This window comes from Paracoccus laeviglucosivorans (genome assembly GCF_900182695.1).
Lineage (GTDB): Bacteria > Pseudomonadota > Alphaproteobacteria > Rhodobacterales > Rhodobacteraceae > Paracoccus > Paracoccus laeviglucosivorans.
Window position 1 is genome coordinate 1 of sequence record NZ_FXTK01000039.1, and the last position, 14,151, is coordinate 14,151.

10 protein-coding genes are annotated in these 14,151 nt (G+C 54.6%); 3 read left to right on the forward strand and 7 right to left on the reverse strand.

Annotated features, from left to right (window positions below; all coding sequences use genetic code 11):
- Window positions 1–127 precede the first annotated feature (127 nt).
- From FN835_RS20005 to FN835_RS20030, 6 genes are all read right to left on the reverse strand, one after another.
- Window positions 128–1,033, reverse strand: a complete 906-nt coding sequence (locus tag FN835_RS20005) for a radical SAM/SPASM domain-containing protein (RefSeq protein ID WP_221930498.1) — start codon at window positions 1,031–1,033, stop codon at window positions 128–130.
- A 132-nt stretch (window positions 1,034–1,165) separates the two neighbouring features.
- Window positions 1,166–1,564, reverse strand: coding sequence for a hypothetical protein (locus tag FN835_RS20010; RefSeq protein WP_142665007.1), 399 nt, complete (start codon window positions 1,562–1,564; stop codon window positions 1,166–1,168).
- Window positions 1,548–1,925, reverse strand: coding sequence for a hypothetical protein (locus FN835_RS20015; RefSeq protein WP_142665008.1), 378 nt, complete (start codon window positions 1,923–1,925; stop codon window positions 1,548–1,550). The genes FN835_RS20010 and FN835_RS20015 overlap by 17 nt, the downstream gene beginning before the upstream one ends.
- Window positions 1,922–4,591 (reverse strand): SMEK domain-containing protein, encoded by a 2,670-nt coding sequence (locus tag FN835_RS20020; protein WP_142665009.1) that lies wholly within the window; start codon window positions 4,589–4,591, stop codon window positions 1,922–1,924. The genes FN835_RS20015 and FN835_RS20020 overlap by 4 nt, the downstream gene beginning before the upstream one ends.
- Before the next feature lie 638 nt (window positions 4,592–5,229).
- On the reverse strand, window positions 5,230–6,045 hold the full coding sequence (locus FN835_RS20025) for an HNH endonuclease (protein WP_142665010.1): 816 nt from the start codon (window positions 6,043–6,045) through the stop codon (window positions 5,230–5,232).
- Between the two features lie 26 nt (window positions 6,046–6,071).
- A complete protein-coding gene (locus FN835_RS20030; protein WP_221930499.1) occupies window positions 6,072–7,646 on the reverse strand; it encodes an ATP-binding protein in 1,575 nt (524 codons plus the stop codon).
- Window positions 7,647–8,559: 913 nt separating this feature from the next.
- Between FN835_RS20030 and FN835_RS20040 the strand changes: the two genes are divergently transcribed.
- The 3 genes from FN835_RS20040 to FN835_RS20050 all read left to right on the forward strand — a co-directional run bounded on the left by FN835_RS20040 (window position 8,560) and on the right by FN835_RS20050 (window position 12,859).
- Complete coding sequence (locus tag FN835_RS20040; protein ID WP_142665012.1) at window positions 8,560–10,566, forward strand: ATP-binding protein; 2,007 nt, start codon at window positions 8,560–8,562, stop codon at window positions 10,564–10,566.
- 276 nt (window positions 10,567–10,842) lie between these two features.
- On the forward strand, window positions 10,843–11,547 hold the full coding sequence (locus FN835_RS20045) for a hypothetical protein (RefSeq protein ID WP_221930500.1): 705 nt from the start codon (window positions 10,843–10,845) through the stop codon (window positions 11,545–11,547).
- On the forward strand, window positions 11,537–12,859 hold the full coding sequence (locus tag FN835_RS20050) for an AbiJ-related protein (protein WP_185958770.1): 1,323 nt from the start codon (window positions 11,537–11,539) through the stop codon (window positions 12,857–12,859). The genes FN835_RS20045 and FN835_RS20050 overlap by 11 nt, the downstream gene beginning before the upstream one ends.
- 249 nt (window positions 12,860–13,108) lie before the next feature.
- On the opposite strand, the gene FN835_RS21375 is transcribed toward FN835_RS20050, so the two are convergent.
- On the reverse strand, window positions 13,109–14,151 hold a 1,043-nt coding region (locus FN835_RS21375; protein ID WP_221930501.1), incomplete at its 5' end, for a hypothetical protein.

Genomic DNA, 14,151 nt, shown 5'->3' on the forward strand with positions numbered 1-14,151 from the left:
GCCAACGGACACCCGCAAAGCCGCATCGACGACCTGCTGCCGTGGAACTTCAGGCCGTCAAGCTAAGCTAACCGTGATGGCCAGCGAACGCTTACGGAAAAACCGTCCTCGGTCGCGATGTTCTGGCTCACCGGTTGCCACACACAACAAGGTCATCGAATAATGGACATCCGTTCATGCAAGTGGATCGATGAGAGCACCCGCCACAGCGATCCGAGGCAAAGTAGTCACGAAATGATGTCATGTTCTCTGACTTGGTCCAGATCTCCAGCAATGAATTGCTCTCGGTCAGCTTATCGCCCGCAGCGAGGCCGCTTTGAAAGGAGCAAGGATGCACCGAAAGGTCTTCCGAAACATACATGGAGAATCGTCCGGCATCGCATGCGTCGACCATGGTTGGATTGGCATTCGTTCGAGCAAAAACACCGCTTACACAACAAGCGTCGAAACCAACCTTCAATTTGCGCTGGCTTGAAGTTGCTAGCATGAAGAACTCATCTAGCCGATCACTGTTCCGAAGCATCTTCTTCTCAAAGACTTTCCGACCAGACGGTTTATAATTTAGGAATATAATGGCATTGATCTCCCGCAAGAATGCCGGCGGCTCCGTCAGCCATGCAATTGCGAGGTCGATGCTTTCCGAATCCAAAATGAAGTGAACGTTGACTTTGATACCATACGCGGTCAGCGTTTCTATGGTCTCCGCTGTTTCATCGAATGGTTCGTAGGCAGATACCGCCACAGCCCCGCAGTGTTTGCGTGTTGCTTCAAGAATTTCGCGACTCAGACCGCGCCCATTAGTCGTGTAGTTGGGCACTATGTCTTTTGCCGCGGTGTATTCCAGAATTTCTACAAAATCGGGATGCTGGTTCGGGTTACCACCTCCTAAAGCAACCTGAAAAACTCCCATTTCGGAAGCTTGGTCGATGACGGTCTTGTAATCCGAAAGGGCCATATGCCGCCCGCGCTTGGTAGAGGATTTGTAACAGAATACACAGCCTTTATCGCACCAGTTGGTAATGGATATGTCCATCAACTCTGGTCCATGGGGGGACCAGAACGGGTCCTTCGAATCTTTGTCCGGAACACGGGCGAAGAAACCCGTGTCCGAGTTGAAGAAGGAGGTATAGCCAAGGCTGTTGTAGCGGCGAACTCTTAGCACAGATCACCAATAGTTGTCATATGCGTTGATGTAGAAGGCGTCGGACTCGACCTCAAACATGGCCATGCATAGGAGGGACTCAGCGAGAGCTCCGTCGCTGCTAAGCGACCCCGTCGAAACCTTTTTCCCTTGAACAATGGCGTCTTTCATTCGCTGAATTACATCAGGGGTGAACCCATGTGTTCCCGCCAGCTGGTCGACAGCTTCTTTAGAAGTCACCGTCGCCCCCCTTTGCAGGGCATACTCAATCTCTCCATGCATCTGCACAAACAGATCTCCGACAGGACCGTCGCGCTCTACACCCGCAGCTTCCAAAAAGGCATCTTCAGTCAATTCAACCTCAGAAATATACACAAATGATGTAGATGAACTGTTCGAGACGAAATCAAGTTTGATCTTCATTCTGAGACCTTTCCAACTCTCGGATGCATTCCATCACTACATCAAATTTGTTGTTCTCATAATCCACATCAACGACTTGGGGTATCCAAGTCACTAGGAATAGGTGTTCACAACCCAAGTCGTCTTCGCTTAAGGCTTCCCCATACCTAATCTCCATGTAGTCGGCCAAGCTTGCATATTCGACTGAATAGTACTTCTCAAACTCTCGTTTTACATCAATGGCATGGGTGAAGAATGCATCGTAAACACTACCGAAAAAATGATCTCCTAACCCCCCTTTGGCAACCCCAAGTCTTGCGAGAAAGGCATCCTTGTCCGGCTCCCACGATGTCGGAAGTATCAGTTTAATATCATCTCTCATGCAAGCGCCTGTTCGCCGGAGATTTCCGCAATGCACGCTCGCACAAAGCCTGATCTCGCTTGGTTGCACATGCCGACTGCATCACGGAACACTGGTTCATCTGCCTTTCGCGAGAAAAGGTTCTTCGTAGCTTCTCGTTCATCCCAACGTGCAAAAGGCACAAAATACAGAGCCACACCCAATGCAGGAGTTCCAAGACCACTTTGGTGGTCATCATCAAGCCCAAGCAAGCTCTTTAAGAGGTGGCTCACTCGATCCTTCCAACGATCGTCTATGTAACCATGCTCAGACGAGAACATTGCTTTCACGAACTTTTCCAGGGCAGCATCGTCCAGATCGGCGAGGTGGTCTATTAGCACCCGAACACTCAAAGGGGCGGCCTCATCTCTTTTTCGGAACAAAGTCCAAGCAAGGTGATGAATGTCATCCACAACACTGAGGCTTTGCAATAGCGACCTCACTCTTGAAACATCGGCTTCCGTTTGCACTTCGTCAGACAAGAGTTCCAAGTTGTTGATGTAGTGCTGATCAAAGTCATCAAAGGCCTCGCACGCTCTTACAATGCCGTCGTTATTGCTCTTTCTTGCCAGAACGTAAGTGTATCGAAAGAAGCCTTCGTAAATCGGCCAAGCGGTCACCGCCCTAAATATTTCATCAATTTTCTCGGGCGCGTTCGCGTTAAGTTCAAAAACTAGGAAGTGCGCGATCAGGAAATCTCTCATTTCATCATAAGTAAACGAAATATTCTCTACACCAATTGATCTGAGGCCAATTGTAGGTAGCTCTCTTCTGAGAATGATGTCCTCTCCTATCAGTTTTTCGACTATCTCCATTTCCAGATCCGAAAACCCACCCAACTGAACCTGTGAAAACTCGCCACTCTCCAGCATTCCCGCGCATATTTTGTAGATCGAAGCCAAAGCGATTCTCCGCAAAGGGGTGGGAAAATCATCAATCTTCATCTTTAGATATGCTTCGAAGAGATCACCTTTGTAGATCTCTGGTACATTCCCAATGCTTTTTCCTTCGTGGATATCACAGAATATTCTGAGAAGAATGAGGTCATTTTTCAGAAATTCCTTCGCTGAATTGGAAAGGCTTACACCAATCTGAAAATGACCGAGGTATGAGCGAAGCAATCGAGACTTGTTGTCGTCAGACATCTCGCTCCGAAGGTCTTGAACCCGATGCAAATGATCTGAGAATTGTGGCTCGAACACCCCGGCGAACTTGTGATCAAAAAACTCGTTTCGGCAGGTTATGATCACCTTGACGAAATCGTACTGGCAAAGGGCATCCAGAAACACTCGTAGCTCCGAGACAAAACCGTCGAGGTCACCTATTTCGTTGATCCCATCAATGGCGAGAATGAAGGGTTTGCCGCATTCTTTGGCCACCCCATCAAACACAGCCAGCAGATCATGAATGTCTTTGGCTTCAGGCGCAAACCTATTGTTCGTAATGTAGTCACGTATTCGATTCGGGCCATGGAAATCGTTCAACTTCCTTGCCGGGATGAAGATCGTTGGTATTTCAAATTTTTTAAACTGGTTCTCGACCAAATCGCAAACAAAGTTTGTTTTTCCCTGTCCAGCCATTCCGGTCACGAGGAAAATTTTTGCCAGAGCTAGGTTTATCTGATCTGTCATCTTGTCGAGAGATCGGTGCACTCCACTCCCGTTGGATTCGACGTTATGTCGAAACACTGTCCAATATCCAGTTAGGTAGTCCTTGGGCACGTAGCGCTCATCTCGTTCACCGTACCATGAGAAGACTGAAACTTGATCTTTAAGCCGGGTTGTTTCCTCCAGTTGAGCTGTAAGCCGATCTCGTAGATCAGGCAGGTCTTTGGGAACTGGCAGGTCTGCCAGCGAAGGCAGGTCACCTTGCACCTCGTCAATCTGAGCCAACCGTAAGAGTTCGTTGAACCGCTCTAGACTGAAGCGCCTGAGCGCGTCATCAATTTTTCTGTGGAAAAACATAGGGTGCGCAAAAAAGCGCATCTGCTCCTTGGTTCCAGATGTTTCCACGAACACAGAAGGGATGTACTTCTTCGTACGTTTCTCGTCTTCAATTTTTTGGCCACTTACGCTCAGGAAGGCATCCAGTTCCGAGCGAAATCTCGAATTGGCATCTGCTTTCTTGAATTCCCCTTCTAAAAGATCGCAAACCCGTTGGATTTTTTCATTTGAAAGCTCGCCGATTAATTGCGCCAATCCGTGGAAATCCAAGATATCGCGAGATGGGCTGAATTTTATCGGGAAGCCTACGACGGTTGCTGCGAGTGCCTTGGAGTTGTAGGACTGTTGCCTCTCGGTGAGTACGTACACCAGAACCCGGTCGAAGTCCGCATCGAGACCGTGAGACTGGAACTTCTCTAATGTCTCGTTGATCTTGCTGCTGGATGCATCAGAAGTTACCTGAATGGATATTCGCCTTACGTTGCACCCCAGATCTACAGCTGGGAAGTTCATCTGAATGCGGTTCTGGTTTTGGAGATTCGGGCAATCCAATATCGTAGCAAAGATTGGCACAAGTAGGTCTTCCGCCACGGTGTTGATGTCAAACAAAGCTAGAGCGTTTGAAACCCGCACCTCGTAGGAAAATCTTCCAAGTAGTGAGGCCGATTTCTGAAGTAGCTCTTGTCTGGTCACTGCGTCGCCCATTCGATGTTCCACTGAGCCAAGAGAAGCCTGAAAGCTCCTGTCACCCAAGGACTATTTCAAACTACGCTAATGATGATGTGGATAACTGGCAAGGCGTTCACTGGCTTCGAAGGAGCGCAACAATAAACTTCATGGTTATTACTAGCCTGCTAGCCTAACCCTTGCGAGCGGCAGCTTTGGGAAGGCCGCCCTGCAGCGCCTCGCAGTGTCGCCGATGTTCGGAATGGGCCGAACGCGAGCTTAAAGGTTAGTAGGCAGCGATATTGCAAATGTTCGGTATGGGGCTTTCGCGACTTAAGGCGCTCGAAAGCTTTGGACGAGTTGCCGACCCGGCGGATCGGCTCGGGGGCGGTCGCCAGAAACTGCGGGATCGGTTGAAACAGACATGCGGGCAAGCTGCAGCCTGTACCACGCCTGATTTGCGCAACGACCATGCATCAGATCGCGGCCTTCGGATTGCGCCGGATCGCGATAGTCGCCCTGCCCTCACCGAAAATCCCGCGTCTTCACCTTGATCGAATCCAGATGCAGATCGCGGACATACATGTCGCGGGTCCGCAGGCCCTTTTTCATGAGCGAAGGGTCAACAGCATACGTTCTGCGCCAAACCCAAGCCACTTTCTGCGGCAAAACAGTCGTCATAGGGCGAAGCCCCCATCACAGTACCAATTGCTGACCGATGCAGCCTGATAAAGGGCCGCTTCCCATGAGTTCACCATTACTTCGGTGCAACTGAGGTATCGGCGATTGAGGTCTTCCTGAACGCCCTCGTGCCCGGCAGATTCATGGATCTCTCTCAAGGCGCGCCGGGTGTTCTGAAATTGCCGCGCAGCCTGCGATGCATAGAGTTTGGCAAGGTCGAGCCTTTCGAACTGGTTTTGAACCCTGGATGCAGTCACCCCATCCCATGTGTCGGGAGGGTCCACAAAGAACACGGCAGCTGGCGGGGCTCCTTCGACGACTTCTGCATACAACCAGCGATCGGCGCTAATGTCGTCATAATATGCATTGAGCCATTGCTCGGCCGCTTCCGTTGGGGAAACGGTCCCCTTGCCGTGATTGCAATCCTTGCAACAGGGCACGAGATTGATTGGGGTCACCGCGAGCGCCGGGTGTAGGGCCTTCGGCAGCGTATGATCCAAGGTCGAGACGCTGCGATGACCGCAAAAAGGACACATGTCGTTAGTCGCCGCCATCATGAGCTCGTCATAGATGTCTCTGCCTCGGCTTTTCCCCCTGGCCATGTGCCGAGTATAAAGCCTTTCCATTTCTCCGCTGGTTACCTCACCCACGTGGGTGGCAGTTTTGATCAGGTGGTCAGTACCTGCGACGGCTGCGGCGTCGAAGGCCGCTTCGGCCGCACCAATAAGCGGTCGAGCGGCGAGAAGCCGGCCACGGAGGCCCACATTAGTGATACCGGCCCTACAGGTATCAAATGTGTCAAGCGCGCCCATTATGGGCTTCTCGATTGTCCACACGCTCAGGCCTCCCGGTCGCGAGTCGCAACCAGCGCACGTGCGATGCCGCGCGCCTCGTCACCCAACTGGCCGCCGAACTGTTCCACGATGTTCTCGTAATCAAGGCCTTCATCGACAGCTTGGCTGATCATTGTATGAAACCCGGATTCGGTGACCTCCAAGCCGAATATGGCGTGCGTCAATGTGCCTACATTTTCCCCGAAAGTCTCTTGAGCGGGTCTTTCAATCATCGTTCGGCGTCCCGAACGTCTGATCCGCCAGACACAATGGCGAGGGACCTCCTGCAAAATGACCGGAGAGTGTGTAGCAATGATCGCCACACCGTTCCGGTTGATGAGGAGATCAGAAAGGGTCCGGATGAGCGCTGACAACAAGGGTGGATGCAAATGGGCTTCTGGCTCATCTACCAGAACCAAGGACCGTTCTTCCAGCAATTCTACCAATCTAGTGATGGTGAGAAGGACGATCTTGTGGCCGGAACTCATCTTACCGAAAATAGCTCGCGCGAGCTTTCTCACTTCAGCCTGCGCTTCCCTCGGCGGCATTTCCTCGATGACGCGCTCGTAGTAGTCGATCAACTGCCAAACTTCTGCACGCTCGAAGAGTCTGTCAGATTCCAGGATTTCGAGTGCTCGCCTCCATCGTTCGCGTTTGGCGGTCTGCGTTACGATTGCCGAAACTGATTTGCCGAAATCGCTGGCTAGGTCTTCCGGCGACTTTGGCGGCTTCTGAGTACCGTCAGCGTTCTTTGTCTGATGCTTGAGGCCAACATAATGGTATCGAACAGATGTGGACTTGTTTTCTCGCACCGGCAAGGGTTCGAACGGGTCAAAGGCGCTGAACGACACCGATACGATTCCAGAAAACCCTAGGCTGACGTCTTCGTCGTCCTCTTCTCCGGTCCACTCGAATTCCCCATACTCATCGCCATCGGCGCGAACGAGCGCATTGGTCATAAGATTGACTGTATGAGTCTTGCCTACTCCGTTCCGCCCGATCAGCACATGAACGTTGGAGGGAGGCGAACTCTCGACGGCGACGGCGTAATCGAATGTAGGGGGAATCGGACCCCGTAGTCGGCGCGGCGGGGTATATGAGAAGGAGAAGCTCGTCAGGCGTGCTCCGCCCGTCGCCATCCTACGAAACTGGCCTCGCACCGTTTTGTCGGAGACGTATCGGAGCAGAGATACTCCGGTCACGTTCTCCTCCAATGCCCGCTCATAGCGGTCGGCATCGAGCGCCATGTCGCGCATTGCATTCAAATATGCCGCCCTCATTGCGGGGCCTAAATTGTTGAGCTTTTCGTAGTAGGTGTCGTCTTGGCCAATGGAGAAAAATTCCTCGCCCAGTTCCGTGAACGCTTCGGGCAAGTCGGGTCGGCGTTGCCCACTGGGCATGTCGAACGATCCGATCTTCACCTCGCCGATACTATGACCTTCGCCATTCTCGTCGAAGTAGTAGACCGCGTACATGGTACTGTACTTGAACCAATCGTCCCATGCGTCGGTAAGCAAGTAAACGACGTCTTGGCCTTCGCTGGGACGCCTTTGCCCATGAGGTAAGACAACAAATCGCAATGGAACCTCCCCGCGACCCAGAGCAAATCTTCCTTAGGGCTCCTTGCCCGAGAGGCGGCCGGATTGCAATCTATCTGGCGAAGGGCATTTCGGAGAAAGCGGGCTTGATTGGACGGCTCTATAATCGTCAGCAGCATGGTAGGCTCAACCAACCGCCCCGCCCTCGCGGCAGGCGTGTGCGGCCCAGAGCAGCCATTCGACCTTCTCGTCACACTGACCTTGATCCCGCGGCGTCGACCGCCATGTGGCGCGAGGAACACCGGATGCAGATCGAATTCGGCAACAGGTCGTTCTGGACCTGATCCTCATTGGCTTGGGTTGGAGCGCTGCACTCTTCTACCACTGCCCGTTAACGAAGCGGGGAAGCAAGTGGCAAGGGCGGAAGTCGTAGGGGATAACCCGACCTGCACAAATGGATCGAAATCAGCGGGAAGTAGGTAACACCAATCTGGGCAGAAGACAGGGCTACCGCCCGGCCTCCCCTACGCCACGCCCCTTAAGTAACTGGCCCAGCTAGATCGAAGCGGAGTCCATGCCACATGAATCACGTCGGCGGGATATGTGAAGCAGACAATTGGAGACCGTAGCATCCTGATCGCCGTTGTTTGTGGAACGAACTCTCTAGGCAAATGTGTATCCATTGGGTACACTGCCGGCATGACCAAGAAAGATGTTGGATTGCGCATCAGGTTGGACCGGGATCTGCGGGACGAATTCGTCGCGGCGTGCCAGGTCCATGATCGTCCAGCGGCACAAGTGCTTCGGGAGTTCATGCGCGAGTACGTCCGCGAAAGTGTTGCGTCCTCCGCCGTTAGAACTCCCCAACGAGAATCGAGAGGAAACGAAGAGTGACATCGGCGAGTCCGTCCAAAGATAAGGTAGGCGACGGCCTGACCTATGTGAGGGATTTGGCTTGAGCAATGTCAACGTCAGGCGGCTGGTCGAGAACATCCGATCGGGGACCAACGTCTATACGCCGTTAGTGGAACTAGTGGTCAACGCCATTCAGGCCATCGACCAAAAGGGCGTCAAGAATGGCCTGATCCAGATCGAAATCCTGCGAAGCGGACAGGCGGATATCATCGACCGTCTTGAGGACATCGACGGGTTTATCGTCAAGGACAACGGGGTCGGCTTCACGAAGAGCAACCGCGATTCCTTTGATACACTTTATACCGAGCAAAAGATCGCCGATGGCGGTAAAGGGTTCGGCCGTTTTACTTGCCTTAAATATTTTAACCATGTGACGGTGGCTAGCACCTTCGCTAATGGCGATAAGCTCCATGATCGATCCTTCAGGATGGGATTAGATAAAGACATCATCGTTGATGAAACAATAGCTGCGTCGGATAAGCAGGAGACAGGCACGGCCGTCGAGATTTCAGGCATCAAGTCCGTAAAATTCCCAGATAAGCGCCTCGATACCGTCAGCCGCGTTATCGTCGAACGACTACTGCCGTATTTCGTGGACAAGGACCGGACATGTCCGCGCATCTTGATCCGGGAAGCGAGCGAGCCATCCGGCGGCGTCTCTCTCAACGATTATCTAGGCAAGGAGAACAGCCAGATAGTCGAGATGCGGGTTGAACAGGGTACGTTCACGCTCCCGGCCAACAAAGACACCAAAGACTTTCAAGTCCGCGTCTTCAAATTATATGCGCCGAGGTCGGCCAAGAGCAAAGTAAGTCTTGTCGCGCACCGGCGCGAAGTGACCGACAATCCGCTTCAAGCCTATATACCTGAATTTGCCGAGGAGTTTTATGAGACCGGCCCCGATCAGGATCTGGCTAAGGGGCGCAATTTCGTCGTTAAATCCTATGTGTTCGGCGACTACCTCAATGACAACGTGTCGCTCGAAAGAGGCGAATTCCGCTTCCAGACCGACAATGACCTGCTGAGCGGTATTTCCCAAAGCGAGATCGAGCAGAAGGCCGCCGAGATCGCACAGTCGGCGTTAGGCTCGGAAATCACCGAGCGGAAGAGCCGCAAGCAGGCGCGCATCGCCGACTATGTGGCGGCCGAAGCGCCCTGGCACCGAACGCTAGCGAACGAGGTCGATTTCGACGCTCTCCCTATGCGGCCGTCAAATCAAGATATCGAGCTTCATCTTCAAAAGAAGAAGTACGAAAAAGAAGTCAAGACACGCTCACAGGTGGCCGCACTGCTGAAATCAGAAAACCCCGACGAGTTGGGCGAGAAGATCATTCAACTGATGGATAGCATTTCTGACACCAGCAAGAACGATCTCATCCACTACGTTTCCATGAGGAAGTGCGTACTCGACCTTTTTTCCAAATCTCTCGAAATCAACGTCGATGGCAAGCACAAATCGGAAGGCGACGTACATGACATCATCATGCGACGCAAGAAAGATTCAGAAGACTTGGATTACGACGCCCATAATCTCTGGATTCTGGATGAGCGGTTGAATTTTTCCTCCTACGTGTCTTCCGACAAACCGCTGAACAAACCCAATGGCGACAGAACAGATATCACCATCTACAACAGGCGTGTCGCCTTTCGGAGTGAGAACGAGGCCAGTAATCCCATCACGATTTTCGAGTTCAAGAAGCCGCAGCGCGACAATTTTGCTGACCCTTCATCAAAGGAAGATCCGATTCAGCAGATCGTTCGCTATGTGAATCAGATCAGAGAGGGGAAGTTCAAGACCCCTACTGGTCGCGATATTATCGTCAATAGCACAACTCCATTCTACGGTTACGTGGTTTGCGATTTGACGGCAAAAGTAAGAAAGTGGCTTGAGTTCGAAAAAGACTTCACACCCATGCCAGATGGACTTGGGTGGTTCCGATGGTTCGGCAACAACAGCCTTTACATGGAAGTCTTGAGTTGGACAAAACTGCTTCAGGACGCTGAGATGCGAAACAAGGTATTCTTCAATAAACTTGGAATTGATTGATATTTACTACGAATCGAAACCCTTTGAGGCTCTGATCGAGAGATGCACGGCATCGCCAGGAAAGCAGACCGCGTTGTGAATTTATGATGAGGAGAAAGGGTGTCTACCTATTTTACAGATCGTGAATACGGAACACGGCCTCAAACAATAGATGTTATCGATGAACGCTTGTGGGGCGGCCTTTACAGCTTAATACAGACGGGGATTGGCAACGGATCATTTGGCCTGCGCTTCCCGGAACAGTGCCCCGATGGGAACGGTCCGTGCGGATGTGACGTGCAGGCCTTCAGCCAGGTGTTGGGCGCCGAGGTGCCGTGGATCGAATGGCCGCTTTCTCCGAGCTTGGTGCCGGACACGCCGGTGATCCTCGACCTACTCGAGTTTTGTGCTGGCGCCGCCGGTGAACCGATTCAGGGCGCCTATCATTCCTACTACCGTCACCATCACCTGAGTTGGGATCGTGACGCCGGTCTTGCGCGATTTGTGGCGGACGTGAACCTCCTGTTCCGCCGGAATGCTGTCGCCTATGAGCTCACAGCAACCGGACAGGCCCGCCGCCTTCTTCCGCAGGCGATCGCCAATACGATCGGCTGGGCTTTGTTTCAGACTGGCGATGCGGAGACAGACCGGCTGCTCGAAGCCGCGCGCCAACGGTTTGTCTCGCCAATGCCCGAAGATCGGCAAGACGCGCTGGAGAAGTTGTGGGACGCTTTTGAACGGCTGAAGACGCTGGATCCCGGCGTCAATAAGCGCGCACAGGCCGATGCGCTGCTGGACCGCGTCGCCCCGCGGGGCTCTGGATTTCGGGAAGCCTTGGGCCGGGAAGCCGTTGAGCTGACCTCCATAGGTAACAGCTTTCGCATTCGTCATTCCGAGACGACGCAGGAAGCGCTGACCTCTCTGGATCAGGTCGACTATCTGTTTACGCGGATGTTTGCATTCGTGCGCGTGATCCTGAAAGGGACCGGGCGTGGCGGATGACCTTTACGGGCTTCTCTCCGGGGTTCTGCACGGGATGAGCCATGCCCAAATGAGCCAGGAGCCAGAGCGGGTCGCCGGGCTGGTCGTGCCCGCCCCGGAGGGTTTCTCGAAACGACAGCGTATAGAAGCTGTGCTTGAGAACCTCACGCAGGAGGACTTGGCTCGGCTGGCGCTCAAATTCGCTGCTGCTCGCCACGACATCCCTCTCGATGAGGCGGGTCGCAAGGTGCTCGAGGCTAGCGATCCGCCGTTGACACAGATCACACGCCGAGACGTTGCGCGGATCCTCGGAGACGATCTGGCCGGTGAGCGCAGCACCGTTGAGTTGGTCGAGGGCTACTTCCCGCTTTCCTCACCACTTGATGACTTCCTCGGAAGCAGAGGCAAATGCCTGCGCGACCAGATCACCCGGCACATGGATCACAATCCCGGCGATTGGTCGGTCGAACAACTGTTCGGAGAAATCGGAGCCTTCGATTGTTCCAGGGCCAGGTTCGGCGCCTTACTCGAACAAGCTGTTCACCCCCTTTCTCGATCGGGCGATGATCAGACGAAGACGGTCGTCGCCCTAAACGCGGTCCTTGCGCGGGATGGATATGAACTGGCGCAGGAAGGCGAAATCTCCGGTCATCCGCTCTTCAGTTTCCGCTCCCTGGCGCGCGGGGTTAGTGGCCGGCCCAAGAATTTGATCTTCGCCTCGCGAGGACCGAAGCCGGAGATCGGCTTCGTCGATGCGATCAACAACGACATTGTCATTCTGTCCGGCGAAGATAATTGCCTGGTCTACGACCGGCCGATCGGCGCGAGCGGTCTTCTCTGGTCCGAACTCGTTTCTTGGTGGGGGGAGGTTACGCCGGGGGCGGATGCCGCAAAACTCGGAGCTCGTCTCCAGGAATCCCTAGCCTCGGACGCAGAACGCAAGCTTTTCGCGACCTACTTCAAGGCCTATCGGGCCACCCTCGGCGACGCGCTGCCCGCGCTCCTGCCGCAGGTCTACCTTCACTATGATCCTGCCGTCGTGAAGACCCTGCGCCACCGGCTTCCGCTACCGCGTCAGCGCATGGATTTCCTGATGCTGCTTCCCAGCCGTCAGCGCATCGTGATCGAGGTCGACGGCAAGCATCACTTCTCGAAAAACGATCTTCCTTCGTTGAAGGTTTATGCCGACATGGTGTCGGCCGATCGCGAGCTGCGCCTTGCCGGATACGAGGTCTATCGGTTCGGCGCAAATGAACTAGTCGGGGACGCCGCCGAGGCGAGGATCACAGATTTCTTCGACAAGCTATTTCGACTGCATCGCGTTCGGCAATGAAGGTGTCAACCGACGCACCATAACACAGAGTGAAGGCTCACCGTCCGGCTCTCCGCATCGCAGCCGCTTGTATCTGCCGCAGCGAACGTCCGCTGGCCGCCCATCGTTGCGATGTGATTCACGGCGCAACGAACGCGATCCTTGCGGCGCTGCTCAGGCCCAGCATGAACTGCGGCCGGAGCAGGCCGGCAACCTGCACAGACAGACAGTGTCCGTGTCTGGCGCGGGCTCCGGCCTCCGCGCACTGTCTTAGCGCTCGCGGTCCTTGTCCCGACCACGTGGATGATCACCATCCCGATCCGCCGTCCGATCGCGCTCTTCCCGCAGCCGCAGCTTCGCCTCCTGCACTTGGCGCAGCGACATGCCCATGGTCTCGTGGCGCTCGGCGGCGGCGGTGATGGCCTGCGCCACGGCCCGGCGCTGATCACGGTCCGGGATATCGACCGCCAGCGCGCGATCATCGCCCTTGGCCAGCCGGACCATCAGGTCCGCGCCATAGCGGTCCTTCAGATCGCGGGCGAAGCGTCCGGCATGGGCCTCGTTCTGGAACGCCACCTGCCCGTCCTGTTTCAGGGCTTGCGCCATGGTACCAAGCGTACGGGTGAGCCGGTCGTTCCCGGTGCTGCGTTCCAGCCCTTGTGACAGGATCTCGCCAGCCTTGGCGTAGAAGCCATCAACCAGCGTCGCCGCCTTGCTGCGTCCGGCCGCGCTGTCCAGATCAAGCTTTTTGCTGCGCGCCACCTCGATCAGATCCTGTTTGGTCCAGTCGCGTTCCTGCCAGGCATTGGCAGCGCCATGGTTCAGCCGTCCCTGCACCCGCTCAGGGTCCAGCCCTGCCCGCCTGGCGGCATCACCGATGCGGTCTTTGATCTCGGCAATGCCATCGGCCCCGATGGTGCGTGACACCCCGCCCCGCGTGATCGCCTGTTCACCGATCCGGGCGGCATGCAACGGATCACGGGCCGGCTGCCGCATCAGCTCGGCCCCACGCGCATCGCCCAGCTGCTTCGCGACCTCGGCAGCGGCGGCGTAAAGCTCGCGCCGCATTTCGCCGCGCTCAGTCGTCGGCAGGCGGTTGATATTGGCCTCGGCGCGGCCCAGCCATTGATCGTAATATTGCGCGAGATCGCCGCGTGTCCTGACCGCTTCGGCCCGCATCTGATCCTCCTTCGTCATGGAAATAATGCCGCCCCGTGCCAGGGTCTCGGCCATCGCAGAAATGCGGCCCGCCAGTTCCGTATCCGAGGATTGCCGCGCCATGGATGCGCAGATCTGCAGCGTGGCGACGTTCT

Coding starts and splice junctions, on each gene's coding strand:
- FN835_RS20010 (WP_142665007.1), bottom strand. CDS start 1,564: ATGAAGATCAAACTTGATTTCGTCTCGAACAGTTCATCTACATCATTT.
- FN835_RS20005 (WP_221930498.1), bottom strand. CDS start 1,033: ATGGACATATCCATTACCAACTGGTGCGATAAAGGCTGTGTATTCTGT.
- FN835_RS20025 (WP_142665010.1), bottom strand. CDS start 6,045: ATGGGCGCGCTTGACACATTTGATACCTGTAGGGCCGGTATCACTAAT.
- FN835_RS20020 (WP_142665009.1), bottom strand. CDS start 4,591: ATGGGCGACGCAGTGACCAGACAAGAGCTACTTCAGAAATCGGCCTCA.
- FN835_RS20015 (WP_142665008.1), bottom strand. CDS start 1,925: ATGAGAGATGATATTAAACTGATACTTCCGACATCGTGGGAGCCGGAC.